We start from the raw sequence: 24,044 nt of genomic DNA, 5'->3' as shown, positions 1-24,044 counted from the left end.
CCTGGGAATTGATACCGGGGAATGCAGCGGGCCAGAAAGACTAGGAATCTCGCGGCTTCCGGGGCAGTTGGGGCTCTGATGGGCGTTGTGAGTGCTTTGATACCGATCGAGCAGTTCTGAATAACAAACGAGCGATTTTTGCGCGCGGTTTGATACCGGGGTGCAGCAGAATGAATGCCTGCACGTACTTCCGCTTATCAGCTCTGCGACGCTTCCTACGAGCCGCACATCGTGTCTGGCACCTCAACATCGGTATCGGTGCAGAGTGCTGCTGAGAATGCCTTCGTCCAGAAGGCAGTATCTGTCTGCTTTATAATTGCTTCTTCTGTCAGTAATTCGCGGACTTCTCCGTATTTTATAATGTAAATCTGCTCTGCAATCGGCCTGGCAACGGTAGCTAACAAGAATATGTCGCTTATGAGTGGAGGGTTGTCTTGTGATTTTTCAAAAAGATGGTGAGCCAGTCTGTGGTTGCGGAATGCTTTAATCCTGTGATGGGCGTCCTGGAATTGCTTTTTTTCTTTAGCGTCTTTGTAAATGCCGAGCATTGTATCCAGGCCCGAAAGCGCTCTCTCTCTTGGTGCGCAGCTGTCCACCGCGACAGCGTTACGGACATCGGGTCGCTCAAGCAGATACATAAGAACAGGTATAGAAGCCTTGTCTTGAGAATCATAAGTCTTGTTTGGGTTGACATCAAAGATACGAGAAACGTTCAATACACTGCTGATAAGTAATGTATTAATGACAACTTTAATTGTATCTTCATATTCGGATGGCTGCTGAAATCTTGTTTTCAGCAGAAGATCATTTGCTGCCTCGACCAGCGTAAGTGACAGAAGCATTATCCATATGTCGTCGAATAATATTGGAAAGATCTGCTGCGAACGCTGCTTTGCTTCGTTGACTTGGAGTGGCTGAATATCTTTCTTCATGTTTCTCTTCATACCTATTCGCCTCCCGAACCGTCGGATTCTCCTTCGTGGCGGAGCGCATCACCTGCTCTGCGCTGCTCTCCTGCACCGATCTCGCTGCCCGGAGGAGATTTGAGGTGTAAGCCTATCGTTGGAATGGAATGACAGCAATCCTGTGCATTTTTTTGGCAACGTCACCATGGCAGCGCCGCAGCTGGACACAGCCACAATGTTCCCCTTATGTTCCATGGATGGGATCCAAGCGTATCGAACTGATTGTTGGCGCAATTCGTCACCGAACCCCGCTGGTCGCGCGGTGCTGCAGCTGCTCGCATAGCGCCGGCGTGCCTCTGGAGGTGATCTGCCAAGCCGGCATATCAATAAACACCTGGATGCCGGCAGTCCCACGGGCGGCCGCGGCGTAGGGTAGGCCGCTGGCCTGCTCCCTGTGCGGGTCCCGCCTGGTCGAGATGGACTGGCGGATGCCGCGGTGATGCTTACGGCACGGTCCGTGCGGCCTACCCGGTACAGGCGATACCAGATGGCGTGCAGGTACACGTGGACAGGGTGAAAACTGAAAGACTTGATGCAACGGCGACGGAGGAATGAAAATCCGTCACCTTTGTCACCTTAAGGAAAAAAGTCTTTTTGTCATCAAGGCATTGGCACGCGACATCCGCCGTCCGGCATGTCACCTTAAGGTCGCGTTTGTCGCCTTAAGGTCAGCTTAAGGTCGCCCTGTGTCGCCTTTGGTCGCGTCAAGCCGGGCCGGTCGCCAGCCGGGCCGGCGTGTCCGGGGCGTTCATGGCCAGGGCCAGGTCGCGGGCGGTCAGCCCGCCGGCATCGCGGGCCGCCGCGTCGGCCCCGCGGGCCAGCAGCAGTTCCACGATGTCCACCCGGTTGAACATGGCGGCCACCATCAGCGGTGTCCGCCCGTCCGGCCCGTGGCCGTCCACCCGCGCCCCGCCGTCCAGCAGCGTCCGGACCACCTCGGCGTCGCCCTTGAAGGCGGCGCCGGCCAGCGGTGTCTGGCCGCGGTCGTTGGCCAGGTCGGCGTCGGCCCCATGCTCCAGCAGCAGGCGGCAGGTCGCGGCATGGCCGTGATAGGCCGCCAGCATCAGCAGGCTGTCGCCCTTGTCGTTGCGCAGATTGGCCGGCAGTCCCGCCCGCAGCAGCGGCTCCAGCGCTGCCGAGTCCCCGCCGCGGACGGACTGGAACAGCCGGGCGGCGAAGGCCAGGGTTTCGTCGTCCAACGCCGGCCTCGGCACCTCCGGCCTCGGCTGGTCCCCGCTCTCGTCCGTCATGGTGCCGTCTCCAGGGAAGGGGCGGTCAATGGCTGGCAACCCGGGCCAGGGGACCGCCGCTCTGGGGCGCCGGGGTGAAGTGCACACGGTTGGCCAGGATCACGGCCTGGGTGCGGCTGAACACCTGCAGCTTCTGCAGGATGGCGGAGACATGGGCCTTCACCGTGGTCTCGGTCACGTCCAGCTCATAGGCGATCTCCTTGTTCAGCCGGCCCGCCACCACAAGTTCCAGCACCCGCCGCTGCTGTGGCGTCAGGCTGTCGATGCGGCGGCGGATTTCCTTCTCCGCGTCGGCGGCGGCATCGGCCTCCGCCTCGTCCAGACCGGCCGGGGCGAAGACCTCCCCGTCCAGCACACCGCGCAGGGCTCCGGCGATGACGCTGCGCGGCAGTGATTTCGGCACGAACCCGGCCGCCCCGTGACGCAGGGCGTCCGACACCAGCCGGCGGTCGCAGCTGGCGGACACGATGACCACCGGCAGGGCGGGATAGCGCTGGCGCAGCCGCGCCAGCCCGTCGAACCCGTTCATGCCCGGCATGTTCAGGTCCAGCAACACCAGATCAAGGTCGCCTTCGCGGTCGATGATGTGGATGGTTTCATCCAGATCGCCGGCTTCCAACAGCTCGCAGCGGTCGAAAGCCACGGCCAGGACGGTGCGCAGACCGTCACGGACCAGCGGATGATCGTCGGAAATCAGCACTTTGCCCACGACGTCCTCCCGGTTTGATTTTATAGCCCGGCTCTGCTGGCCGTTTTCAGTGGGCATGAGACTAACGGACTTGATCCGGCCCTGACAACAGCGGGACGGGATAGGGCGCACACGCCTTCGGGCCCCGCCGGACGCGGGAAACGCCGCCAGGGCCGGGCTGTCGGCGGCGCAGGCGGCTCTGGTCCGTCCTCTTGTGCGAAAGTACAGGTGGTCCGCGGACGCGGCCCCGCGCACTCTGCCGGGGAAGGGGCGCGCGGTTTTCCCTGCCCGCCGCCGTTCCTGACCGGTAAAGGAGATGCGCCTGTCCGCTATCGTTCGGCCCCCGCGCCGCCGGATCATCGCCGGGCCGGTTTGCCGGCCTGCCGGCCCCCCTGTCGCGGCCCGCCGTCTCCGGCCGTCCGGGGCCGGCGCCGGGGTGGGGAGGTGATGGTGCCGGCGCTGGAACTGGCGGGGGTCGGGTTCGGCTATGCCGGCCGGTCCGGCGGTTTCGCCATCCGCGACATCGGCTTCCAGGTGGCGCCGGGCGGGTTCACGGCCCTGCTGGGCGTCAACGGTGCCGGCAAGACCACGCTGCTGGCCGTCATCACCCGCCTGTTCGATGCCGCCGCCGGCACGGTGTCGGTCTGCGGCCACGATCTGCGGCGCGACCCGCGCAAGGCCCTGGCCTGCATGGGGGTGGTGTTCCAGCAGTCCACCCTCGATCTCGACCTCAGCGTCCGGCAGAATCTGGTCTATGCCGCCGGCCTGCGGGGGATGGCGCGGTGTGACTACGACCCCCGCATCGCCGCCCTGCTGGACCGTTTCGCCCTGGCCGAGCGGGCGGGGGAGCGGGTGCGCCAGCTCAATGGCGGCCATCGCCGGCGGGTGGAACTGGCCCGCGCCCTGCTGCACCGGCCGCGTCTGCTGGTGCTGGACGAGCCGACGGTGGGGCTGGATGTGCCGTCGCGGCGGGCCCTGGTCGAGCATGTCCACGCCCTCTGCCGGGAGGAGGGCGTGGCGGCCCTCTGGGCCACACACCTGTTCGACGAGATCGGAGCGGAGGATGCCGTGGTGCTGCTGGACCGGGGACAGGTGGTGGCCAGCGGCTCCGTGGCCGACCTCAAGGCGCGGGCGGACGCGCCATCGCTGGACCGGGCCTTCCACACCCTGGTCGGGAGCAACGCGGCATGACGGCGGCCGGCTATCTTCGGGCCTTGCGGGCGGTGGTGTGGCGGGAACTGCTGCGCTTCGTGCATCAGCGCGAACGCTTCGTTTCGGCCCTGGTGCGGCCGCTGGTCTGGCTGCTGATCTTCGCCGCCGGCTTCCGCGCGGCCCTGGGTGTCTCGGTGCAGCCGCCCTACGAGACCTATATCACCTATGAGACCTACATCCTGCCCGGCCTCTGCGCCATGATCCTGCTGTTCAACGGCATGCAGAGCAGCCTGTCCATGGTCTATGACCGGGAAATGGGCAGCATGCGGCTGCTGCTGGTCAGTCCGCTGCCGCGGGAATTCCTGCTGACGGCCAAGCTCCTGGCCGGCAGCGCCGTGGGCATCCTGCAGGTCTATGCCTTCCTGGGCGTGGCCGCCCTGTTCGGGATCGCGGCGCCGCCGGACGGCTATGTCACGGTGCTGCCGGCACTGCTGCTGGCCGGGTTGATGCTGGGGGCGGTGGGCATGCTGCTGTCCTCCACCATCCGCCAGCTGGAGAATTTCGCCGGGGTGATGAACTTCGTCATCTTCCCGGCCTTCTTCCTGTCATCGGCCCTTTATCCCCTGTGGAAGATGCGCGAATCCAGCGAACTGCTCTGGCAGGTCTGCCGGTTCAATCCGTTCTCCCATGTCGTCGAGCTGGTGCGCTTCGCCCTCTACGGGCAGGTGGACGGCACCGCCTTGGGATGGGTCGTGCTGACCATGATCGTGGTCCTGCTGCTGTCCTTCTGGGCCTACAACCCGGCGCGGGGCCTGATGCCCCGCAAGGCCGGGGCGGGGGACGCCTGATGCGGGAGAAATATGGGAAGCATTCGATTATCCGGACCGACTTTTCCCGGTTGCCGTGTTGCAGTGTGGGTATTTGAAAAATAAAGCGCCGGTGAATGGAAAATAATCGGGTCTGTGTCAGTGCTTTGCCGTGCGGTGGCGGCTTTGTCCGGCAGCGAGATGCCGGATCGTAATGCTGCAAAGCGGCATTCATTTTTGCTATCGCAGTATTCGCAATTCCTACGCATGTGTTTGTCTTTTGTGCTAGTCGGACTATGCAAAAGATACCAAAGACTGACCTGACATCCATTGCGGCATTTTTCCCGGTCTTGTAGGGTTGGGTATTGGAAATTTATCCCGAGGTCGGTGAGGGGTGGGCGTCAGCCCGGCCGGTTCACCTGCTTCGCAAGAAGGGGCGGTCGTTGATCACCCCACAGCAAATTCCAGAATAGGGAGGAGTCGGGCTATGAGGGCGTGCTCTCGTTATCTGCTCACATCCGCTGTCGCGCTGCTTCTGGCGGGACCGGCCTTGGCCAATGATGCTGTCAACAAGCTGACCAAGGACCCGGCGAACTGGGCCATGCAGCTTGGCAATTACTATGGCCAGCGCTACAGCACCCTGGATCAGATCACCAAGGACAATGTCCAGGATCTGCGGGTGGCCTGGACCTTCTCCACCGGCGTCCTGCGCGGCCATGAAGGCGGCCCGCTGGTGGTGGGGGACACCATGTACATCCACACCCCCTTTCCCAACATCGTCTATGCCCTGGATCTCAAGGACCAGGGACGGGTGAAGTGGAAGTACGAACCCCGCCAGGATGCCTCGGTCATTCCGGTGATGTGTTGCGACACGGTCAACCGCGGCGTTGCCGTGGCCGAGGGGCGGGTGTTCCTGGGGCAGGCCGACAACACGCTGGTGGCGCTGGACGCCAACACCGGCAAGGAGCTGTGGAAGGTCCAGAACGGCGATGCCGGCAAGGGCGAGACACTGACCGCGGCCCCCGTGGTGGTGAAGGACAAGGTCCTGGTCGGCATTTCCGGCGGTGAATTCGGCGTCCGCGGCCATCTGACGGCCTATGACGTGAAGTCGGGCAAGCAGGCCTGGCGGGCCTATTCCACCGGCCCGGACAAGGATGTGAAGATCGACCCGAAGAAGACGCTGATGCTGGGCAAGCCCATCGGCGAGACCGATCTGGGCGTCAAGACCTGGCCCGGCGAGGAATGGAAGATCGGCGGCGGCACCACCTGGGGCTGGTACACCTATGATCCCGAGCTGAACCTGATCTATTACGGCACCGGCAATCCGGGCACCTGGAACCCCAAGCAGCGGGCCAAGGACGGCAAGCGCGAGGGCAGCGACAACAAATGGTCCATGACCATCTTCGCCCGCGATGCTGATACGGGCGAGGTGAAATGGCTGTATCAGAAGACGCCGTTCGACGAGTGGGACTATGACGGCGTCAATGAGAACGTCCTGGCCGACGTGACCATGGACGGCAAGAAGCGCAAGGTCCTGATCAATATGGACCGCAACGGCTTCGGCTACACGCTGGACCGTGTCACCGGCGAACTGCTGGTGGCGGAGAAGTACGACCCGTCGGTGAACTGGGCCGACCGGGTCGACAAGAAGACCGGCCGGCCGGTGGTGAACGAGAAGTACAGCACCTTCGCCAATGGCGAGGACACCAACTCCAAGGGCGTCTGCCCGGCGGCGCTGGGGTCCAAGGACCAGCAGCCCTCGGCCTTCTCGCCGGATACCGGTCTGCTCTATGTGCCGACCAACCATATCTGCATGGATTATGAACCGTTCCAGGTCAGCTACGTGGCCGGCCAGCCCTATGTGGGCGCGACGCTGTCCATGTATCCGGCTCCGAACAGCCATGGCGGCATGGGCAACTTCATCGCCTGGGATCCGGTGGCCGGCAAGGTGAAATGGTCGAAGCCGGAGAAGTTCGCCGTCTGGTCGGGCGCTCTGGCCACCAAGGCCGGCGTCGGTTTCTACGGCACGCTGGAAGGGTTCCTGGTCGCCTTCGACATGAACAACGGCAAGGAACTGTGGCGGTTCAAGACGCCCAGCGGCATCATCGGCAACGTCAACACCTATATGCACAATGGCAAGCAGTACATCGCGGTGCTGTCCGGCATCGGTGGCTGGGCCGGCATCGGCCTCGCGGCCGGCCTGACCGAACCCAATGCGGGCCTGGGGGCGGTGGGTGCCCATGCCACGCTGGGTGAGTACACCCAGCTGGGCGGCGTGCTGACCGTGTTCGAACTGGGCTCGCGTCGGCAGAGCGCCGAGCTGAAATCGAAGTGAGCGGAGCATGGCGGGTGGTCCCCTCGGGGGCCGCCCGCGCCATCACCCTTGAACGAGCGATCCTTGCCACGACAGGTCCCCGGCGCGCGGTGCCTGCGGTGGCAGACGAACCCCCGGCAACAGGGGGAAAGCCCGGCCGGCGCCGGCCGGGTGGCAACCAAACCACATGGGAGGAGTTCCTGGTGACGCGACTGGTTCAACGGCGCGGTCTGCGCCGGCTTACGCTGACGGCGACATTGCTGCTGACCGCTGCCCTGCTGACGGCGGCCGCGCCCAGCGGCCCTGCACCGCAGCCTGCACCTCTGGTGGATGCCGAAGGCATTCCCACCTACAAGGCGGACAATGGCAAGGTCGATCCGGGCACCTACAACGGCTTCCGCCGCTATCATGCCTCCTGCCATGTCTGCCATGGGCCGGACGGGCTGGGCGGCAGCTTCGCCCCGGCCCTGACGGAATCGCTGAAGAAGCTGGATTTCTGGACCTTCACCGATGTGGTGGTGAACGGCCGCAAGGTGGCCGGCGCCACCGGCGACCGGGTCATGCCCAGCTTCGGCACCGATCCCAACGTCATGGACCATCTGGACGATATCTACCGCTATCTCAAGGCCCGCTCCGACGGCAAGGTCGAGCGTGGCCGGCCCGAGCGTCTCAGCAACTGAAAGGGGCACTGGCATGCGCAAGGCTTTGCCCCTGCTGCTGCTGGCGGGGCTGGCATGGGCCGGCTCCGCGGCGCCCCTGGCTGCCGCCGTGGAGCAGAGCGGACGCGACACGCTCCGCATCTGTGCCGACGGCAACGCCTTGCCCTACAGCGACGAGAAAGGGCAGGGCTTCGAGAACAAGCTGGCGGAGATGATCGCCGCCGATCTCGGCATCCCCATCGCCTATACGTGGTTCCCCCAGAGCATCGGCTTCGTCCGCAACACCCTGGCAGCGCGGCGCTGCGATCTGGTCCTGGGCACGGCCTCGGGCGAGCAGCTGATGCAGAACACCAATCCCTATTACCGCTCGGTCTATGCGCTGGTGTACCGCACCGAGTCCGGCCTGACCGCCACATCGCTGGCCGATCCGGCCCTGAAAGGCACGCGCATCGGCGTGGTGTCGCAGACGCCGCCGGTGGATCTGCTGGTGCGCTACGGCCTGACCAATGTGGAGCCCTATCAGCTGGCGGTGGACACCCGCGCCTATCAGCCGGCCCGCGCCGCCATCGAGGATGTGGCCGCCGGCACCACCGATGCCGCCGTGATCTGGGGGCCGTTGGCCGGCTATTGGGCCAAGCAGCAGAAGGTCCCGCTGACCGTGGTGCCGCTGGTGGCGGATGCCGCCGGCACGCGCCTGTCCTTCACCATTTCCATGGGCATCCGCCCCGACGAGCCGGACTGGAAACACTGGCTGAATGGCTGGATTTCCAAGAACCAAGCCCGCATCGATGCGCTGCTGGCCGGGTATGGCGTGCCGCTGCTGGACCGGGACGGGCGGCTGCTGCAGGCCCGGCCGGCGGAGCCGGCGCAGTACCGCAAATCCGACTACCGCGCCCCGGTGCCGGAAACGCTGACGGGTGCCACTGTGCTGGCCACGGCCGATGTGGTCCGTCTGCTGGCGGCGGAGCAGAAGCCCGTGCTGCTGGACGTGCTGCCGGCGGAACAGCGGCCGGCCGGTCGCGATGACGGCTGGTTGCCGCGTCCGCATGACAGCATCCCCGGTGCCGCCTGGCTGCCCGATGTGGGCCATGGCGACCTCACCCCCGCGCAGGAGCAGTATTTCCGTGCGGGTCTGCAGCGGCTGACCGGCGGCCGCAGCGACACACCGCTGCTGATCTTCTGCAAGCGTGACTGCTGGATGTCCTGGAACGCGGCCAAACGGGCACTGGACTGGGGGTACAGCCGGGTTCTCTGGTATCCCGACGGCGTCGATGGCTGGGCCGAGGCGCGCCAGCCGCTGGTCCCGGTACCGCCGCTGGACGGCGGTCCGCAGGGATGACCGGTGCCGTCCACACACGCGTCCTTACAAGCCTGGACCTGGGAGCCTCCCACTCAGGGCGGCAGATGGGCGGCCAGCGTGCGGGCCACGGCGCCCAGCCGCCGCTCCAGCAGGGCGGGCCGCTCGCACAGGGGGGGCAGCATGCGCCGCCGGTCCTCCAGCACGCGGCGGTCCCAGGCGATGGCGTCCGCGATCTCGGCCCGGCGGGGATCGTCGGCGGACAGGTCCTGCTGGTCGCGCAGCCGGGCGGCGATACGGTCCAGCATCTGCCGCTGCCCCTGGGCATAGCGGCGGATGGCGTCCAGCGACTGGCCGCGCTCGGCCTGGAGGGTTTCGAACACGCCGGCGAACAGCAGCACCAGCCGGTTTCCGTCCTTGGTGGTGCCGGCAAAGCGGTCGATCTCGCTCGTCAGCGCCTCGGTTCCCACCCGGCGGTCGCCGGCCATCTCCACCAGCCGCCGCACCTCGGTGTCGCTGGTCCAGGCGCCGGCCGGAATGTCGTCGACGGGCGGCCCGCTCCAGATCTGTCCGGGGGACAGGCTGGGCACCAGCACCTGGACGCAGGGGAAGTCAGGGTCGCGCCCGCCCCGGGGCTGGGCCTGGGCCGGCCCCGCCAGCAGCCCCGCCGCCAGCAGCAAACCGCTCAGGCCCAAACCGCTCAGGCCCAAGCCGCCCAGGCGCCCTGGGCCGCGGTGGCTTCCGTCGCCCTGGCCCTGGCCTTGGTGGTCCTGCCGCATCGGGCCGCGGCGGCGCAGAAGGCCGCAGTGTTTCCCGTCGATCTGCTCGACACCAGCGGGGAGGGGACCAACCCCGCCCAGCAGGCGCGCATCGCCCTGGCCACGGATGAGCTGCGCCGGCTGGTGGCGGCGTCCGCCGCCTATGATCTGGTGGATACGGCCCCTCTGGCCGGGCCGATCGCCGACCAGCGCCCGTCCCATGGCTGCAATGGCTGCGAACGTGATCTGGGCCGGTCGCTGGGGGCTGACACGGTCTTCACCGCCCAGGTGCACAAGGTCAGCACCCTGATCCTCAGCGTCCAGATCCAGGCCGTCCGCGTGGCGGACGGTGCAAAGGTGGCCGTGGGCATCGCCGACATCCGCGGTGACAATGATGCCGCTTGGCTGCACGGCATCCGCTGGCTGGCGCGGCACCGGTTGGGGCTGACAGAAGCAGGATAGACGAGGCATCCTCATGGCTTCACCGCCACGCCCCAGGGGGAATCCCCCACCGGCAGGCTCTTGATGACCTTGCCCGCCGCCACATCGATGACGGAGACATCGTTGCTGACCCCGTTGGTGGTGTAGAGCCGCTTGCCATCCGGCGACAGAGCCAGATTCCATACCCGCTGCCCCACCAGATGGTAGCGCCGCACCGCATAGGTCTTCTGATCCACCTCGGCCACCCGGTTGGATGGACCCAGGGCGACGAAGGCGGTGCTGCCATCGGCCGTCAGCTCGATGCCCACGGCCTGGATGGCCTCCTTGGGCACGCCGCGCACCTCGAACCCGATCTTGTGGACCACCTGCCGGGTCTGCATGTCGATGACGCTGACCGTACCGCCGATCTCGGACGACACCCAGACATGGCGGCCATCGGGCGTGAACTGGGCCACCCGCGGCCGGGAATCCACCAGCACATTGTCGGTGATCTGCAGGCTGGTGGTGTCGATGAAATGGGCCATGTTGGTGGTTTCGGAGGTGTTGACCAGCACGGTGCCGTCCGGGCTGATGCCCATGCCCTCCGGCTCCACCCCCACCTGGATCTCGCCCAGCACGCGCCGGGTCTGGGTATCGACCACGGTGACCATGTTGTCGTCCTCGTTGGCGATGTAGAGGACGGGCTTCTGCGGGTGCAGCACGAACAGTTCCGGGTCGGGGCCAGAGGGCAGGCTGTCCACCACGGTGCCGCTGGCCGTATCGATGACGTCCACCCGGTCGTCGTCGCCGACGCAGACATAAAGATGCTTGTAATCATGGCTGAAGGTGATGCCGCGCGGGCGGCGCCCGACCGGGATGGTCTTGCTGACCGTCAGCGTTTCCGGATCGACCACGGCCACCGTGTTCGACCGCTCGTTGGAGACATAGACGCTGTAGGCCGCGGCACCACCTCCCGGAAGGATGGTCAGCACCCCCAGCGCCACGGCCAGTCCGGCCCGCATTCTCCCCATGATTCCTCCCGGCTTGGTTTGTCATTGCCGCGTGCAGCGGCTGTCGGATTGGTCGTCGCCCAGCGTGTCCAGGGTCGTGACCCGGTGCAGGAACCCGTCCTGCGGCGACACGGACACCAGCATGCGCGGTCCCGCCAGAAGCACGGGCTGGCGCAGCTGCCCGTCCCAGGGGCGGAAGCTCAACGCCTGTCCCTTGAAGGCGGCCAGGGTGAAGTCCGGGCCGGTGATGAAGCGGCTCAGCTGTTCCGGATCGGCGGAGCGGGTACGCGTCGCGGCTTCGCCCACAGCCCGGACCGCCACCCAGGCCGCATGGTCGCGCGGCGTCATCCAGCGCCCGGCCAGTTTCTCGAACCGGCTGTGCAGTTGGGTGGCGCCCCATTGCTCATGCACCCGCGACCAGTTGGTGGGCACCAGCCCCTGGGTTCCGGCCACCAGCCGCGGCTCGGCCGTGCGGAAGGGAAGGTACTCCCCGAAGATGTCGCGCTCATCGGCCACCACCAGGACGTCGTGGTCGGCCCCTTGCGTCATGGTCGGCACCAGCGATTGCACCGTGGTATGGCCGGAATCGGCGCGGCGGTTTCCCTCCTCGAAAGTCCAGCTCTTCTGCTCGACGATCTTCGCTCCGAATTTCCTCGCCGCCCGGCGCAGGGCCTCGGCATAGGCCAGATCCTCCGGGTATCTGCCGGCCACCAGCATCCAGCGCGTCCAGCGTTTCCACACCAGATACTGGGCCAGGGCGTCGGCCAGCATGCGCCGGCTGGGTATGGTGTGCAGCAGGTTGGGCCGGCAGGCCTCGTTGCGCAGGTTGTCGTCGGGGGCGCGGGCGTTCAGCACCAGCATGCCCCCGGCTGCCGGCTGGTCCAGTGCCTGCACCAGCCGCTCGGCCGGCAGGTCCGCCACCAGCAGCCTGACTCCCTTGTCGGCCAGGGCCTGCATCTGCGCGGCGATGGCGACCGCAGGGTCCGTGTTCCGCGGGATGACCGCTTCCACCAGGTCGAAGCGCTGGTTCAGGAAGCGTCCCGTGGTATTGGTGTCGGCGATGCCCAGCCGGGCGCCCTGCACGCCCTCGTCCTGCAGTTCCGGCTCCAGGAAGCTCAGCGGCTGGCGCGGCACCTCCTCCTGGCCCAGATAGCCGACGATGACGTGCATCGGCTCCGCCGGTGCCGCCCCCGCCGGTTCCTTCGCCGCTGCCGTTTCTGCCGCCCAGGCCGGTGCCGGCCCGATCAGGGCCAGAATGGCAAGCACAGCCGCCAGGATCGCCCCCAGGGCGGCCTCCGGGGCGGCCCGGTCCGGGTCCTGCCGCCGTCTCCACATGCCGGACATCCTCCCACCGCGGGCTGTGCCGCCCGTCGGTCTGTTGTCTTTCCCGGAACAGTGCGGGGCTTCGGCGGCGGCGGCAAGACCCTGCGTACCCATCCCGCCGAAAAAGGCCGCCCCCTATCCGCATGGCTGGGGGCGGGGCCATGCCCTTTGGCCGGGGGACAGGGGGCGGTGCCGCGGGGCAGGATAAAGGCCGTTCCCCCGCATCCGGGACCGGCCCCATGCGATCAGGACTGCTGCTTCTGGCTTGCCTGTTGCTTCCCCTGCCGGTCCGGGCCGCCGATCCGCTGCCGGTGACGGAGGTGGCGCCCGGCGTCTTCCTGCATCAAGGGCGTCAGGAGGATGCGACAGCGGCCAATGGCGGTGACATCGCCAATATCGGCTTCATCGTCGGCGGTGCGGCGGTGGCCGTCATCGACAGTGGCGGTTCGATGGTGCTGGGGCGGGGATTGCTGGCCGCCATCCGCCAGCGCACGGACCTGCCGGTCCGCTATGTCATCAACACCCACATGCATCCGGACCATGTGCTGGGCAATGCCGCCTTCCGTGATCCGGGGACATCCCTTGTTGCCCATGGCCGGCTGCCGGCCGCCCTGGCCGCCCGCTTCGACACCTATAGGGCGCGTCAGGCCGACAGCCGGACCGCCGGGGATGAGGTCCCCGCGGTCCTGCCGGTCGACATCGCCGTGACGGACAGCCGCGATCTCGATCTGGGTGGCCGGGTGCTGCGCCTGACCGCCTGGCCCACGGCCCATACCAACAACGACCTGACCGTGCTCGACACCGCCACCGGCACGCTCTGGACCGGCGATCTGCTGTTCCGTGACCGCCACCCGTCGCTGGATGGCAGCCTGCTGGGCTGGCTGCGGGTCATGGATGATCTGGCGGCTGTGCCGGCGCGAACGGTTGTGCCGGGCCACGGTCCGCCCGGCCCCTGGCCCGCCGCGCTGGAGCCGCAGCGGACCTATCTCCGCACCGTGGCGGAAGAGGTGCGCACCCTGCAGCGCCGGGGTGTCGGTCTGGCCGAGGCGGTGCCGCGCACAGCGGCGGAGACGAAGACGCGCTGGCTGCTGTTCGAGACCTATCATCCGCAGCTGATAACGGCGGCCTACGCCGAACTGGAATGGGAGTGAACGCCATGAAGACGATGTTGTCCCCTGCCGCGGCACTGCTCCTGGTCTCCTCCCTGCCGGCGGCGGCGCAGGAGGGGCCGACGCCGGCGGATCAGGAGCGCTGGCAGGCGGTGGTGGAGATGAGCTTCCCTGGCCGCACCCCGGAACCGGCGGGGGCGGCCCTGTCGCTCCAGGCGCCGGCCCGGGCCGGCGATGCGGCGCTGGTGCCTGTGGGCGTGCAACTGGGTGATCTCGGCGGCGACCGGGTGATCCGGCTGCATCTCTTCATCGACGACAATCCCGTGCCGCGGGCCTACAGCCTGACCTTCGGGCCGGCGGCCGATCCGGCCGGCGGGCTGGAGACGCGCGTGCGCGTCAATGAATATACCTGGATGCATGCGGTGGCGGAGACGGCCAGCGGCCGCCTGCTCCAGACCGCCACCTTCATCAAGGCCAGCGGCGGTTGCTCCGCCCCGGCCCTGAAGGACCCGGAGGCGGCGCGCGCCCGTGCCGGCCGCATGAAGCTGAACCTGCCGGCGGAGATCCATCCAGGCCGGCCCGTGCGGGCGCAACTGCTCATCAGCCATCCCAACGCCACCGGCATGCAGTTCGACCAGATCGGGCGTACCTACATCCCGGCCGACTATGTCCGGCAGGTCAGCATCCGCTACAACGGCCGCAGCGTGGCGGAGGTGGAAACCGATATCGCGCTGAGCGAGGACCCCAGCCTGCATTTCGCCTTCGTGCCCGACGCCGCCGGCGGTACGCTGGAGGTGGACGCCCACGACAGCGAAGGCAAGGTCTACCGCCAGTCCTGGCCGGTACCGGGCGGGCCGTCCTGACCCGGGTGCCGGGATCAGCGTCAGTCGGCAAGCGGGCTATCTGTGGGGGAAGCACTCCAGGTCGGCCTCGATCTGGGCCTGGCGGAACCGCTCCAGCAGATCCTTGATCCAGCCCACGTCGCGCATCATGCCGGCACGCTCGCCCGGCATCTGCTGCATGGCCATGGCCGTTTCCACGGCCGTGTAGTCGTCGTAACTGATCTGGCCGGCGATGATGTCGATGCTGCAGGCGCATTTGCCCATCACGTCGCGGCCCTGGCCGTTGCTGGCCATGCAGCCCAGCACATAGTCGACCCGGGCTTCGGTGGGATAGTCGTTGCGCACTGGTTCCGCCGCATGGCCTGTGCCGGGAGAAAGGGCGGCGGTTGACACGGCCAGCAGCAGGCCGGCGGTGATCCTGGGGGACAGGGGCATCGGGGTTCCTCCGGGCGACCTCTTCTTGATGGTGGCCGCATTGATGAAGGCCGCCATGGTGCGCAGCTTTGCCCGACCCTGGCAATGCCACCAGGGGATGGGAACCATCCATGCCGGCGTGAAGGCCGGGGGCCGGGCTGGATGGCCCCGTCGCGATAGGCTGGGCTGAACAGGACATAGCAATTAGCTATTTGCCTGCTGCGACAACGTGGCCCAGAAATAGGAAAACGCCCGGTACCGTCCTCGGTGCCGAGAGCAGGATCAGGGAGGATGCTGCGTGTCCCCACACCGCCGGCCCCTATCATCGCGGAGGGTGCGTCCTGCGCTTGCCGCCGGTCGCGTCTTGCCTGTATTGACCCCGGCACGGCGGGTGAGCGGCCCCGCTGTTCCACACCCATGCGCCCGGTCCGCACCCGGATGGTTGCCCATCGGGGCCAATGCCCGTTCCATCCGGATCATCGAACGACTCTGACCGGCGTTGCCAGCGGGGTTCCGTGCCCGCAGCGGTCGCCGACGGTCAGAACCACGAACAACAGCGTGCCAGAGGAGTGGAGGGAAGAGATGAAGACTCGTGCGGCGGTGGCCCTGGCGGCCGGGAAGCCCTTGGAAGTTATCGACGTGGATCTGGAAGGCCCCAAGGCCGGCGAGGTCCTGGTGGAGATCAAGGCCACCGGCATCTGCCATACCGACGCCTACACCCTGTCCGGTGCCGATCCCGAAGGCCTGTTCCCTTCGGTGCTGGGGCATGAAGGCGCGGGCGTGGTGCTGGAGGTGGGGCCGGGCGTGACCGGCCTGAAGCCCGGCGACCACGTCATTCCGCTGTACACGCCGGAATGCCGGCAGTGCAAATCCTGCCTCAGCGGCAAGACCAACCTCTGCACCGCCATCCGCGCCACCCAGGGCAAGGGCCTGATGCCCGACGGCACCAGCCGTTTCAGCCTCAATGGCCAGCCCCTGTTTCACTATATGGGCTGCTCCACCTTCTCCAATCACACGGTGCTGCCGGAGATCGCGCTGGCCAAGATCCGCCCCGATGCGCCGTTCGAGAAGGTCTGCTACATCGGCTGCGGCGTGACCACCGGCATCGGCGCCGTCATCAACACCGCCAAGGTCCAGGCGGGTGAGAATGTGGCCGTGTTCGGTCTGGGTGGCATCGGCCTCAACGTCATCCAGGCCGCCCGCATGGTCGGCGCCGACAAGATCATCGGGGTCGATATCAATCCGGCCCGGCAGGAGATGGCGCGCAAGTTCGGCATGACCCATTTCGTCAATCCGGACGAGGTCGGCCGTGACAAGGTGGTCCAGGCCATCATCGACCTGACCGATGGCGGCGTGGATTACAGCTTCGAATGCGTGGGCAATGTCCACCTGATGCGTCAGGCGCTGGAGTGCTGCCACCGCGGTTGGGGCCAGTCCATCATCATCGGTGTCGCCGCCGCCGGGCAGGAGATCAGCACGCGCCCGTTCCAGCTGGTCACCGGCCGCGTCTGGAAGGGGTCGGCCTTCGGTGGCGCCAAGGGAAGGCGCGACGTGCCGAAGATCGTCGACTGGTACATGGACGGCAAGATCAACATCGACGATCTCATCACCCATGTGATGCCGCTCGACCAGATCAACCATGCCTTCGACCTGATGCATGAGGGCAAGTCGATCCGCAGTGTCGTCACCTACAGCTGAGGACGGGCCCATGGCGACCACGACGGTGGAGACCATCTCCCGCCACCGCTGCCACGGCGGCTGGGTGGGCTATTACCGCCATGACAGCAGCAGCACGGGCACGCCGATGAAATTCGGCGTGTTCGAGCCGCCGCAGGCGGCCGCGACCGGAGCCAGGGTTCCCGTGCTGCTGTACCTGGCCGGGCTGACCTGTGACGAGACCACCTTCCTCATCAAGGCGGCGGCGGAGAAGGTGGCGGCGGAACTGGGGCTGATGCTGCTGGCGCCCGACACCAGCCCGCGCGGACTGGACCTGCCGGGCATCCGCGACAGCTGGGACTTCGGCGAGGCAGCGGGATTCTATCTCGATGCCACGGCGCAGCCCTGGGCGGCCAATTTCCGCATGGAAAGCTACATCACCGGCGAGTTGCTGCGGACGGTGGCCGCATCCTTCCCCGCGGCCGACCTGGATCGTCTGTCCATCATGGGGCATTCGATGGGCGGTCATGGCGCCATGACCCTGGCGCTGCGCCATCCCGGCCGTTTCCGCTCGGTTTCGGCCCTGGCGCCGATCGTGGCTCCGTCGCAGGTCCCGTGGGGCCACAAGGCGTTCGGCACCTATCTCGGTTCTGATCGCAGCGTCTGGGCGGAGCATGACACGGTGGCGCTGCTCCAGGCCGGCCGGCGCTTCCCCGGTCCATTGCTGGTGGACCAGGGGCTGGCCGACAAGTTCCTGGAGGAACAGCTGCGGCCGGAACTGCTGGAACAGGCCTGCACCCAGACCGGACAGGCGCTGACCCTGCGCCGGCACGAGGGGTACGATCACGGTTATTTCTTTATCCAGACCGTGATCGAGGACCATCTCCGCCACCACGCGGCGGCGGTCGTTTGATGATGGCGCCGTCCAGGGCCGGGCGGCGCCGTCCTTTTCCCCCGGCGGCGGACCAACCGTCGTCGTCCCCCGAACAGATCCGGAGCAACGGTGCCATGGTGGAGTTCAAGCGTTCCCTGCTGTTTGCCGGCCTGCTGGCGGCCGCGACCCTGACCGGTCATGCCGCCGTCGCCGAGGACGGCGATGCCGCCAAGGGCGAGAAGGTGTTCGCCCGCTGCAAGGCCTGCCACACCATCGAGAAGGGCGGCCCGAACAAGGTCGGCCCGAACCTGCACGGCCTGTTCGGCCGTCACACCGCGGCGGTGGAGGGCTTCAAGTACTCCGACGCGCTGAAGGGGGCGAACTTCGAGTGGACGCCGGACAAGCTGGACCAGTGGCTGACCAAGCCGCAGGCCTTCCTGCCCGGCAACAAGATGGCCTTCCCCGGCGTGCCCAACGCCCAGGACCGCGCCGACCTCATCGCCTATCTGCACAAGGCTTCCGAGGGCTGATCGGGACCGCGATGCGACGGCTGCCGGTCCGGCAGCCGTCAGCCTGCCCGCAGCGGACGCTTTGCACGGTCATCGGGCAGGCACAGCACCTTGACCCGCTCATCGGCCGCCAGCTGGCGCCCCAGCTCGGTCTGGGCCAGGTAGGCGCCGCCCGACATCAGGCAGGCGCTGGGTACGGCAAACTGTTCCGGCACCCGCAGCACGCCTACGGCATTGTCGCGGGTGCAGGCCTGCAGATCCGGGGTCACGGACAGGGAGCAGACAAGGACGATGGCGGTCAGCATGGCTCGGCCTCCGGCTGGGATGGACACGGGTTTGGAGGTCCCCTCCCAGGGGTGCCGGTGGTCCGGACTTGGTCTGCATAATAGCGTACACAGCGCCGGCGGCGTTGTGCATTGCAAAAAAGTCAGGCGCCGATCCGAACGGTCGGGCGGCCGGCACCGTTCCGGCCGTATCAGGCGATCAGCCGGAATGCGGGCTCCGGCCGGTCGAGCAGGTCCTGGCGCAGGCGTTCCACATCGGTCTCGGTGCGCTCCTCGCGTCGGCCGGGGACCTGGATCTCGGCCAGGATGCAGGTCGGCCGCGGTGACAGGATCAGGACGCGGTCGGCCAGGGTGATGGCCTCGCGCAGATCATGGGTGACCAGCAGGGCCGCACAGGGGCGCTCGGCCAGGGTCTCCACCAGCAGCCGGCGCAGGCGCCGGGCCGTCGGCCCGTCCAGGGACACGAAGGGCTCGTCCAGCAGCAGCAGGCTCGGCTCGGTGACGAAGGCCCGTGCCAGCGCCGCCCGGCGCTGCATGCCGAGGCTGACCTGCCCGGGATAGCGGGCCATTGCCTCGCCCAGTCCCATGCGCTCCAGCCAGCAGCGGGCGCTGCCGTCGCCACGGCGGGCCGGCGGCAGCACCAGCTCCACATTCTGCGCCAGGCTGCGCCAGGGCAGCAGCCGCGGCTCCTGGAAGACGCAGGCCAGCCGCCCGTCCGCTGGCCCCTGAACCGTGCCGGTGAAGGCCCGGTCCAATCCGGCGACGATGCCCAGCGTCGTGGTCTTGCCGCAGCCCGACGGGCCGACCAGGGCCACGCTTTCCCGCGCACCGACGCGCAGCCGCAGGTCCCGCACCACCGGCACCGGGACGGCATGCCGTCCCTGGCCGGGAAAGGTCTTCTCGGCGATGTTCAGATCCAGGGCCGGTCTTTCAGGGGCGGGCGGTGCGCCAACGGCCGACATGTCGCTCCATCGGGCTCAGCAGGCCCAGTTCGATCAGTTGCGCCACAGCCACGAAGGCCAGGGTATAGGCCAGCAGCCCGGTCACGTCGAACAGCTGGAAGAACAGATGGATCTTGAAGCCGACGCCGCTGCCGCGGCCCAGCAGTTCGACCACCAGTACGATCTTCCAGATCAGGGCCAGCCCGTTGCGCGCCGCGGCCAGCAGATAGGGCTGCAACTGCGGCAGCAGCACATGGCGCAGCGTGTCCAGCCACGACAGCCGGTAGGTCCGCGCCATGTCCAGCAGGCCCTGGTCGGCGGCGCGGGCACCCTCGCGCACCTGCACCACCACGTTGGGGATCTTGTTGATGGCCACGGCGGCGATGGCCGCGGCCTCGGTCAGCCCGATCCAGACATAGGCCAGCACGATCACCACCAGCGCCGGCACGTTCAGCGCCAGCACCAGCCAGGGGTCCAGGAACCCGTTGAGGCTGCGCGACCGGCCCATGGCCAGCCCGATGGCGGTGCCGATGGACATGGCCAGGGCGAAGCTGGCGGCCACGCGCGCCAGGGTCACGCCCAGATGGTACGGCAATTGTCCGCTGGCCGTTTCCGCCGTCAGGACCCGGGCCACCGCGCCCGGCCCCGGCAGGGTCGGGCTGGCGGCCAGATGTGCCGCCAGTTCCCACAGAATCAGGAATCCGGCGATGGACAGCAGGGTCCGGTGCCATGGGGCCATGGCCGATCAGCCCCAGTCCAGTGGCCAGAAGGTGCCGTCGGGGATGTGGCCAGATGTGCCGACCAGCGCCGGACCGCCCAGGTCGGCCAGCAGGGCGAATAAACGCTCCGCCTGCTGACGTTCCGCCATCCCCCAGCGCTGCGGGATGCCGGCGCGGAACCGGTCGCGCAGACGCACGGCCGTGGCGTCGTCTGCCGCCTCCATCAGCGGCCGTAGCGCCGTCCAGGCCCGGTCGTCCCGTTGCAAGACGGACTTGGCCTGCCGGGATGCGGTGGCGAAGCCGGCGATGGCATCGGGGTTGGCGCGGGCCCAATCCTCCCGGAACACGTAGCCCAGCAGCGGCACATCCCCCTCCAATCCCAGCCCGCGGGCCAAGTCCTGCACCCCTACCAGCTGACGCATGCCCCTGGCCTCCAGCCGGGCGGCAAAATGCCAGTAGGTCAGCACCGCCTCCAGCCGCCCGGCCTCCAACTGCTGCGACAGCAGGGGCGGGGCGGCGAAGACCGGGCTGGCTGCCTTGTCGAGATCCAGCCCGTGCCGACGGGCGGCGACCGCTTTCAGCAGCAGCCATCCCTTGTCCAACGGCCCGCCGGCCACGCCGATGCGGGCCCCTTCCAGATCACCGATGCCGGACAGGCGGGATCCGCCCGGCACGACCATCGCGCCGGCGGCACTGGAATAGGGAATGAAGGTCAGGGGTATCCCGGCGGCGCGCTGCCGCGCCACCCACAGGAAGTCGCTGGCGATGATGTCGGCCGCGCCGCCCTGCAGCGCGATCTGTCCGGCCTGGGGACCGGCCAGCTCGACCGGTGACAGGGCCACGGCGTTGTCCCGGTCCAGACCCAGGCGCCGGATGGTCTCCAGCTCCCAATGAACGGTGCCATAGGGCAGCATGCCGACGCGGATGCTGGCGTCGGCGGCCCGCACCGGCCCGGCCCGCCCGGCTACGGCCATCATGCCCAGGGCTGCCATGCCCGACAGCAGCCGCCGACGCGCCACCTGTTCGCATGCGGGGCGCGTGATCGCACGGCGCATGGCGTTCTCCCACCCGCTGCCGGCCGTCTGCCATCCACATCGTCACCGCAGCGCGAGCCTATCGTAGGAGAGAGGGAACCGCCGCCGATATTAGACGAAGGGTCAATGACGGTGGGAGTGCGGCAGCCCCGGTCCCCCGCTGTGGTGGAATAGACGCGGGCCGGCCACACTGTTTTCGCCCGCTGTTGCAGTGCAGATATCCATCCGGGATGAAAAATGGACGGTGAAGCAATACCTGTATGGCATTTCCCTGGCGCCTGTCATGTCGCCATAGAGGGGCAGCGAAAACCAAAGTCCTGTATAGAGGGGCGATATAAGCCTCTAGCATTCCGCTGCATGCTGTTCTGATCGCAGCCATTCCTTCGGTGTGGCTGGCAGAAACTTTGCGGTCTGCTCAAAAAACTATGCGGTGCTGATGATAAATCAGGCCCGCCGACATGGGAGGAGAGGAAATGAACGTCCGGGGATTGTTTCTGGCCGGCGCCTGCCTGGGTGCCGCCATTACCACCGCCGTGTCTGCACAGGCGGACACCACCGACGATCTGTTGCAGCAATTGCGGACCAAGGGAATCCTGACCGACCAGGAATACCGCGCTCTCAGCCAGCGGAAAGCGGAGGAGGATGCGCGTCGGGTCGAAGCGGCACGGACACCGGCGGTGCCGCCGGCCACGGCCACCGCCCTGGATTCCACCGTCGTCCGTACCACCGACAAGGGTGTCGGGCTCAAGATCGGTGCGGTCGAGCTGAAATTGTCCGGGTCGGTCAACGGCTTCTATGTCCATGACAGCGGCGACGATCCGGGACCGACCAAGACGGTGACCGGCGGCGTCATCAATGTCGGGGGAGATACCTCGTCGGTGCGCAACGGCCTGTTGCCCGGCTTCCTGAAGTTCGACGTGACCACGACCCAGGATGGTTGGGACGTGGGCGCCCATTTCGGCATGTATCCCGGCATCGACAGCGTCAGCTGGGGCGAGGGCGGCGCCAATTCGTCCGGCAATCCCACGGCGCTGGCCACGTCGGGCATCGACTTCCGCCAGACCTATCTGACCTTCGGCAAGCCGCAGCTGGGCGAGGTCAAGATCGGCCGCGATATCGGCCTGTTCGCGTCGGAGGCCATCCTCACCGACATCACCCTGCTCTCCATCGGCACGGCGGCCGGCAACGCCGCCCCCAGCAACACCTCGCTGGGCCGCATCGGCGTCGGCTACATCTACACCGACTTCCAGCCGCAGATCACCTACACCTCCCCCAGCTTCGCCGGGGTGCAACTGGCCGTGGGCGTGTTCCAGCCCCTGCGGACGGCGGGCACGGACGAGGAGAACAGCCAGCCTGGCTTCCAGGGCGAAATCACCTATGCGCTGAAGGCCGGTGCCGTCACCGGCAAGCTGTGGGCCAGTGCCATCACCCAGAAGCACGATGCCACGGGCGGCCTCGACAGCTACCGCGGCAGCGGCATCGATGTGGGCGGCAGCGTCACCCTGGGGGATGCCAGTCTGGCCGGCTATTACTATACGGGCGAGGGGATCGGCACCACGGGTCTGTTCATCCTGGCCACCGATGCGGCCGGCAACAAGCGCGATAGCGACGGCTTCTATGTCCAGGGCACCTACACCCTGCTCCGCAAACTCACCCTGGGGGCCAGCTATGGCGAAAGCCGGCTGGATCTGACCGGTGGCGAGATCAACCCGACCCTGGTCAAGGTCAACAAATCCTGGGTCGGACAGGTGAAGTACGGCCTGACCGATTGGGTGTCGCTGATCGGGGAATACATCAACACCACGGCCAAGGCCCATGGCGGCAACAAGGCGGAGTCCGACACCATCGCCCTGGGCGCCATCCTGTTCTTCTGACCGGATCCTCTCCGGCTTGCGGCGGGTGGGGGGCTCGCCCGCCGCAGGCCGGCTCAGGCGTGGACTCGCGGGGCCGGAATGGCCGGCCGGCAACCGCTATCGCTTGGCACCTCGGCGGCCAGCAGAGTCGCCAGCCGGTCCAGCAACGCCTGGCGGGGATATCCCGTCCGCCCGGCCAGCCGGATGCCACGGCTGGCCCGGCCGCCCTCCACGGGGCGCAAGGCCAGCCCGCCACGCTCGCGGGCCAGCTGGCGGACGGCCAGGGCCGGGACCAGGGTGCTGCCCATGCCGGCCGTCACCAGGTTCAGCAGCGTCTCCAGACTGGTGGCCCGCAGATCGGCACCCTCCGCCGGGGCGGTGCCGCAGAGCGCCAGTGCCTGGTCGCGCAGGCAATGCCCCTCGGCCAGCAGCAGCAGGTCCGTACCCAGCAGGTCCTGCTCCGACAGGGTCGCCCGCGCCGCCAGCGCTTGGCCTGCCGGCAGGGCGGCCAGGAACGGTTCCTCGAAGACCAGGGCCGCAGCCAGATCCTCCCCTTCCGGCGGGCTGGCGATCAGGATGCCGTCCAGCTCATGCCGGCGCAGCCGGGCGATCAGGCTGTCGGTCACATCCTCCCATACCGCAGGCTGCAGGGCCGGCAGGCTGCGCTTCAGGGCCGGCAGCAGCCAGGGCATGACGTAGGGGGCAAGGGTGGGGATCATGCCCAGGCGGAAGCGGCCGGCATAGGGATCGCGGCCGGCCCGGGCCAGTTCGCGCAGGGCATCGGCCTGTTCCACCGACGCACGGGCATGCACCAGCATGGACTCCGCCAACGGGGTCGGCACCACCAGCCGGCTGGTGCGCTCGAACAGGATAACGCCCAACTCCTCCTCCAGCTTGCGGATCTGCCCGCTGAGGGTGGGTTGGCTGACATGGCAGGCCTCGGCGGCGCGGCCGAAATGACGGTGCTCGGCCACGGCGATCAGGTAACGCAGATCACGAAGGTTCATCGCAGAACGGGTTTCCGGTGCCCGCGGGGATTCTGGATGTCGGCGGGGCGGACCGACGATAGGTGAAGACTATCATATCAATCCGAACAATCGATTTCACCGAAAACCGATCCGCCCCTAGGCTCCACAACCAGAAGCCGGCCCGCCGGCCCGAACCCGG

General features: G+C 67.4%; 24 protein-coding genes. 12 read left to right on the top strand and 12 right to left on the bottom strand.

Features of this window, described 5'->3' with window-relative positions; genetic code table 11:
- Nucleotides 1-215: 215 nt before the first annotated feature.
- The 3 genes from DK368_RS21400 to DK368_RS11455 all read right to left on the bottom strand — a co-directional run bounded on the left by DK368_RS21400 (nt 216) and on the right by DK368_RS11455 (nt 2,924).
- Complete coding sequence (locus tag DK368_RS21400; protein WP_155524557.1) at nt 216-932, bottom strand: AbiU2 domain-containing protein; 717 nt, start codon at nt 930-932, stop codon at nt 216-218.
- 737 nt (nt 933-1,669) lie between these two features.
- Nucleotides 1,670-2,215 carry an ankyrin repeat domain-containing protein gene (locus DK368_RS11460; protein ID WP_114394086.1) on the bottom strand — a complete coding sequence of 182 codons (546 nt, stop codon included), beginning with the start codon at nt 2,213-2,215 and terminating at the stop codon, nt 1,670-1,672.
- Nucleotides 2,216-2,240: 25 nt separating this feature from the next.
- Complete coding sequence (locus DK368_RS11455) at nt 2,241-2,924, bottom strand: response regulator transcription factor (protein WP_114394085.1); 684 nt, start codon at nt 2,922-2,924, stop codon at nt 2,241-2,243.
- Nucleotides 2,925-3,350: 426 nt separating this feature from the next.
- Here DK368_RS11455 and DK368_RS11450 point away from each other — a divergent pair, with 426 nt between their 5' ends.
- The 5 genes from DK368_RS11450 to DK368_RS11430 all read left to right on the top strand — a co-directional run bounded on the left by DK368_RS11450 (nt 3,351) and on the right by DK368_RS11430 (nt 9,173).
- Nucleotides 3,351-4,094 carry an ATP-binding cassette domain-containing protein gene (locus DK368_RS11450; RefSeq protein WP_114394084.1) on the top strand — a complete coding sequence of 248 codons (744 nt, stop codon included), beginning with the start codon at nt 3,351-3,353 and terminating at the stop codon, nt 4,092-4,094.
- Complete coding sequence (locus tag DK368_RS11445) at nt 4,091-4,903, top strand: ABC transporter permease (protein ID WP_114394083.1); 813 nt, start codon at nt 4,091-4,093, stop codon at nt 4,901-4,903. The genes DK368_RS11450 and DK368_RS11445 overlap by 4 nt, the downstream gene beginning before the upstream one ends.
- Nucleotides 4,904-5,411: 508 nt before the next feature.
- Nucleotides 5,412-7,196 (top strand): methanol/ethanol family PQQ-dependent dehydrogenase, encoded by a 1,785-nt coding sequence (locus tag DK368_RS11440; protein WP_338045701.1) that lies wholly within the window; start codon nt 5,412-5,414, stop codon nt 7,194-7,196.
- A gap of 182 nt (nt 7,197-7,378) precedes the next feature.
- Entirely contained in the window at nt 7,379-7,855 is a 477-nt protein-coding gene (locus DK368_RS11435; RefSeq protein ID WP_240002458.1) for a c-type cytochrome, read from the top strand.
- Nucleotides 7,856-7,868: 13 nt separating this feature from the next.
- Nucleotides 7,869-9,173 (top strand): quinoprotein dehydrogenase-associated putative ABC transporter substrate-binding protein, encoded by a 1,305-nt coding sequence (locus DK368_RS11430; protein WP_114394081.1) that lies wholly within the window; start codon nt 7,869-7,871, stop codon nt 9,171-9,173.
- A gap of 53 nt (nt 9,174-9,226) precedes the next feature.
- Here DK368_RS11430 and DK368_RS11425 read toward each other — a convergent pair whose 3' ends face one another.
- On the bottom strand, nt 9,227-9,826 hold the full coding sequence (locus tag DK368_RS11425; protein ID WP_155524556.1) for a hypothetical protein: 600 nt from the start codon (nt 9,824-9,826) through the stop codon (nt 9,227-9,229).
- Nucleotides 9,827-9,865: 39 nt separating this feature from the next.
- Here DK368_RS11425 and DK368_RS11420 point away from each other — a divergent pair, with 39 nt between their 5' ends.
- Nucleotides 9,866-10,351, top strand: a complete 486-nt coding sequence (locus DK368_RS11420; RefSeq protein ID WP_114394079.1) for a DUF3280 domain-containing protein — start codon at nt 9,866-9,868, stop codon at nt 10,349-10,351.
- Nucleotides 10,352-10,362: 11 nt separating this feature from the next.
- Here DK368_RS11420 and DK368_RS11415 read toward each other — a convergent pair whose 3' ends face one another.
- Together DK368_RS11415 and DK368_RS11410 are read right to left on the bottom strand one after the other, a co-directional pair.
- The gene (locus tag DK368_RS11415; protein WP_205028172.1) at nt 10,363-11,331 is read right to left on the bottom strand and encodes a PQQ-dependent catabolism-associated beta-propeller protein; all 969 of its coding nucleotides are present in this window, start codon (nt 11,329-11,331) and stop codon (nt 10,363-10,365) included.
- A 30-nt stretch (nt 11,332-11,361) separates the two neighbouring features.
- The gene (locus DK368_RS11410) at nt 11,362-12,654 is read right to left on the bottom strand and encodes an ABC transporter substrate-binding protein (RefSeq protein ID WP_114394077.1); all 1,293 of its coding nucleotides are present in this window, start codon (nt 12,652-12,654) and stop codon (nt 11,362-11,364) included.
- Nucleotides 12,655-12,881: 227 nt separating this feature from the next.
- On the opposite strand from DK368_RS11410, the gene DK368_RS11405 reads away from it, so the two are divergent.
- Nucleotides 12,882-13,793, top strand: a complete 912-nt coding sequence (locus tag DK368_RS11405; RefSeq protein WP_114394076.1) for a quinoprotein relay system zinc metallohydrolase 2 — start codon at nt 12,882-12,884, stop codon at nt 13,791-13,793.
- Nucleotides 13,794-13,798: 5 nt separating this feature from the next.
- Complete coding sequence (locus DK368_RS11400; protein ID WP_240002457.1) at nt 13,799-14,614, top strand: quinoprotein dehydrogenase-associated SoxYZ-like carrier; 816 nt, start codon at nt 13,799-13,801, stop codon at nt 14,612-14,614.
- A 36-nt stretch (nt 14,615-14,650) separates the two neighbouring features.
- Here DK368_RS11400 and DK368_RS11395 read toward each other — a convergent pair whose 3' ends face one another.
- Complete coding sequence (locus tag DK368_RS11395) at nt 14,651-15,028, bottom strand: hypothetical protein (RefSeq protein WP_240002456.1); 378 nt, start codon at nt 15,026-15,028, stop codon at nt 14,651-14,653.
- 561 nt (nt 15,029-15,589) lie between these two features.
- Between DK368_RS11395 and DK368_RS11390 the strand changes: the two genes are divergently transcribed.
- The 3 genes from DK368_RS11390 to DK368_RS11380 all read left to right on the top strand — a co-directional run bounded on the left by DK368_RS11390 (nt 15,590) and on the right by DK368_RS11380 (nt 18,067).
- Nucleotides 15,590-16,705 carry an S-(hydroxymethyl)glutathione dehydrogenase/class III alcohol dehydrogenase gene (locus DK368_RS11390; protein ID WP_114394074.1) on the top strand — a complete coding sequence of 372 codons (1,116 nt, stop codon included), beginning with the start codon at nt 15,590-15,592 and terminating at the stop codon, nt 16,703-16,705.
- A gap of 10 nt (nt 16,706-16,715) precedes the next feature.
- Complete coding sequence (gene fghA, locus DK368_RS11385) at nt 16,716-17,576, top strand: S-formylglutathione hydrolase (protein WP_114394073.1); 861 nt, start codon at nt 16,716-16,718, stop codon at nt 17,574-17,576.
- A 95-nt stretch (nt 17,577-17,671) separates the two neighbouring features.
- The gene (locus DK368_RS11380; protein ID WP_114394072.1) at nt 17,672-18,067 is read left to right on the top strand and encodes a c-type cytochrome; all 396 of its coding nucleotides are present in this window, start codon (nt 17,672-17,674) and stop codon (nt 18,065-18,067) included.
- A gap of 38 nt (nt 18,068-18,105) precedes the next feature.
- Here the strand turns inward: DK368_RS11380 and DK368_RS11375 are convergent, their stop codons facing one another.
- From DK368_RS11375 to DK368_RS11360, 4 genes are all read right to left on the bottom strand, one after another.
- Nucleotides 18,106-18,351: a hypothetical protein gene (locus DK368_RS11375; protein WP_114394071.1), complete on the bottom strand. Its 246-nt coding sequence runs from the start codon at nt 18,349-18,351 to the stop codon at nt 18,106-18,108.
- 170 nt (nt 18,352-18,521) lie between these two features.
- Nucleotides 18,522-19,292: an ABC transporter ATP-binding protein gene (locus tag DK368_RS11370; RefSeq protein WP_114394070.1), complete on the bottom strand. Its 771-nt coding sequence runs from the start codon at nt 19,290-19,292 to the stop codon at nt 18,522-18,524.
- Nucleotides 19,261-20,010: an ABC transporter permease gene (locus tag DK368_RS11365; protein ID WP_114394069.1), complete on the bottom strand. Its 750-nt coding sequence runs from the start codon at nt 20,008-20,010 to the stop codon at nt 19,261-19,263. Before DK368_RS11365 ends, DK368_RS11370 begins: the two co-directional genes overlap by 32 nt.
- Before the next feature lie 6 nt (nt 20,011-20,016).
- Nucleotides 20,017-21,045 carry an ABC transporter substrate-binding protein gene (locus DK368_RS11360; protein ID WP_205028170.1) on the bottom strand — a complete coding sequence of 343 codons (1,029 nt, stop codon included), beginning with the start codon at nt 21,043-21,045 and terminating at the stop codon, nt 20,017-20,019.
- A gap of 452 nt (nt 21,046-21,497) precedes the next feature.
- Between DK368_RS11360 and DK368_RS11355 the strand changes: the two genes are divergently transcribed.
- A complete protein-coding gene (locus tag DK368_RS11355; RefSeq protein ID WP_114394068.1) occupies nt 21,498-22,898 on the top strand; it encodes a porin in 1,401 nt (466 codons plus the stop codon).
- Between the two features lie 53 nt (nt 22,899-22,951).
- Here DK368_RS11355 and DK368_RS11350 read toward each other — a convergent pair whose 3' ends face one another.
- A complete protein-coding gene (locus tag DK368_RS11350) occupies nt 22,952-23,884 on the bottom strand; it encodes a LysR substrate-binding domain-containing protein (protein ID WP_114394067.1) in 933 nt (310 codons plus the stop codon).
- Nucleotides 23,885-24,044: the final 160 nt, after the last annotated feature.

Source organism: Oleisolibacter albus (genome assembly GCF_003336875.1).
Lineage (GTDB): Bacteria > Pseudomonadota > Alphaproteobacteria > Azospirillales > Azospirillaceae > Niveispirillum > Niveispirillum album.
The sequence above is the reverse complement of the archived record's forward strand: the minus strand, read 5'-3'. Positions and strand labels throughout refer to the sequence as shown.

What these genes read in the sequence shown, in the direction of transcription:
- DK368_RS11370 (WP_114394070.1), bottom strand. Translation starts at nt 19,292, where the DNA reads ATGTCGGCCGTTGGCGCACCGCCCGCCCCTGAAAGACCGGCCCTGGAT.
- DK368_RS11355 (WP_114394068.1), top strand. Translation starts at nt 21,498, where the DNA reads ATGAACGTCCGGGGATTGTTTCTGGCCGGCGCCTGCCTGGGTGCCGCC.
- DK368_RS11350 (WP_114394067.1), bottom strand. Translation starts at nt 23,884, where the DNA reads ATGAACCTTCGTGATCTGCGTTACCTGATCGCCGTGGCCGAGCACCGT.
- DK368_RS11405 (WP_114394076.1), top strand. Translation starts at nt 12,882, where the DNA reads ATGCGATCAGGACTGCTGCTTCTGGCTTGCCTGTTGCTTCCCCTGCCG.
- DK368_RS11395 (WP_240002456.1), bottom strand. Translation starts at nt 15,028, where the DNA reads ATGCCCCTGTCCCCCAGGATCACCGCCGGCCTGCTGCTGGCCGTGTCA.
- DK368_RS11450 (WP_114394084.1), top strand. Translation starts at nt 3,351, where the DNA reads ATGGTGCCGGCGCTGGAACTGGCGGGGGTCGGGTTCGGCTATGCCGGC.
- DK368_RS11390 (WP_114394074.1), top strand. Translation starts at nt 15,590, where the DNA reads ATGAAGACTCGTGCGGCGGTGGCCCTGGCGGCCGGGAAGCCCTTGGAA.
- DK368_RS11400 (WP_240002457.1), top strand. Translation starts at nt 13,799, where the DNA reads ATGAAGACGATGTTGTCCCCTGCCGCGGCACTGCTCCTGGTCTCCTCC.
- DK368_RS11375 (WP_114394071.1), bottom strand. Translation starts at nt 18,351, where the DNA reads ATGCTGACCGCCATCGTCCTTGTCTGCTCCCTGTCCGTGACCCCGGAT.
- DK368_RS11365 (WP_114394069.1), bottom strand. Translation starts at nt 20,010, where the DNA reads ATGGCCCCATGGCACCGGACCCTGCTGTCCATCGCCGGATTCCTGATT.
- DK368_RS11445 (WP_114394083.1), top strand. Translation starts at nt 4,091, where the DNA reads ATGACGGCGGCCGGCTATCTTCGGGCCTTGCGGGCGGTGGTGTGGCGG.
- DK368_RS11430 (WP_114394081.1), top strand. Translation starts at nt 7,869, where the DNA reads ATGCGCAAGGCTTTGCCCCTGCTGCTGCTGGCGGGGCTGGCATGGGCC.
- DK368_RS21400 (WP_155524557.1), bottom strand. Translation starts at nt 932, where the DNA reads ATGAAGAAAGATATTCAGCCACTCCAAGTCAACGAAGCAAAGCAGCGT.
- DK368_RS11360 (WP_205028170.1), bottom strand. Translation starts at nt 21,045, where the DNA reads ATGCGCCGTGCGATCACGCGCCCCGCATGCGAACAGGTGGCGCGTCGG.
- fghA (WP_114394073.1), top strand. Translation starts at nt 16,716, where the DNA reads ATGGCGACCACGACGGTGGAGACCATCTCCCGCCACCGCTGCCACGGC.
- DK368_RS11415 (WP_205028172.1), bottom strand. Translation starts at nt 11,331, where the DNA reads ATGCGGGCCGGACTGGCCGTGGCGCTGGGGGTGCTGACCATCCTTCCG.
- DK368_RS11410 (WP_114394077.1), bottom strand. Translation starts at nt 12,654, where the DNA reads ATGTGGAGACGGCGGCAGGACCCGGACCGGGCCGCCCCGGAGGCCGCC.
- DK368_RS11460 (WP_114394086.1), bottom strand. Translation starts at nt 2,215, where the DNA reads ATGACGGACGAGAGCGGGGACCAGCCGAGGCCGGAGGTGCCGAGGCCG.
- DK368_RS11380 (WP_114394072.1), top strand. Translation starts at nt 17,672, where the DNA reads ATGGTGGAGTTCAAGCGTTCCCTGCTGTTTGCCGGCCTGCTGGCGGCC.